At 66.2% G+C, this 636-nt stretch carries 1 protein-coding gene; it reads left to right on the top strand.

Annotated elements, in window-relative coordinates; all coding sequences use genetic code 11:
* Positions 1–636 (top strand): type VI secretion system Vgr family protein (locus MOV80_RS23285; protein WP_249605564.1); only part of this gene is annotated, 636 nt, incomplete at both ends.

Raw genomic sequence — 636 nt, 5'->3', positions numbered from 1 at the left:
TGAAGTCAGAGCCAAACTCAGTTCCGAACCCGGCAAGACCCAACTGAATCAGGGCTTCCTGACCCAGCCGCGCAGCAACGGCAAGGCCGAACCACGCGGCGACGGCTTCGAACTCAGAACCGACAGCCACGGCGCCATCCGCGCCGGTCACGGCCTGCTGCTGAGCACCGAAGCGCAAAACGGCGCTTCCGGCAAACAACTGGCGCGCGAACAAGCGCAAAGTCAGCTGGACGCGGCCCTCAGCCTAAGCCAGAGCCTGGGCGACACCGCCAGCGGCCAGCAGGCCGACACCATGGAAACCGGGCCGGAAGAAATCGGCGCGGACAACGCCAAAGCCGCCAAGAAAACCGAAGGCCACCTGCAACACCAGGCCGCCGCGCTGAAAGCCTGGGAAGCCGGCTCCAACACCGACAAGGACGGCAAGACGGCAAAAGACCAAGCCGGCCAACAACCGCTGATCGTGCTGTCCGCGCCGGCGGGCATCGCCAGCCTGAGCCAGCAAAGCCAGACCGTGGCGGCGGGCACCAACCTGGACCTGGTGGCGCAGCGCGACACCAACCAGACCAGCGGCCGGCGCTGGCTCCACAATGTGGGCCAGCACATCAGCCTGTTCGTGGCGGGGGTCAAGGACCAGAT

Source organism: Chromobacterium sp. IRSSSOUMB001 (assembly GCF_023507765.1).
Classification (GTDB): domain Bacteria; phylum Pseudomonadota; class Gammaproteobacteria; order Burkholderiales; family Chromobacteriaceae; genus Chromobacterium; species Chromobacterium haemolyticum.
The sequence above is the reverse complement of the archived record's forward strand: the minus strand, read 5'-3'. Positions and strand labels throughout refer to the sequence as shown.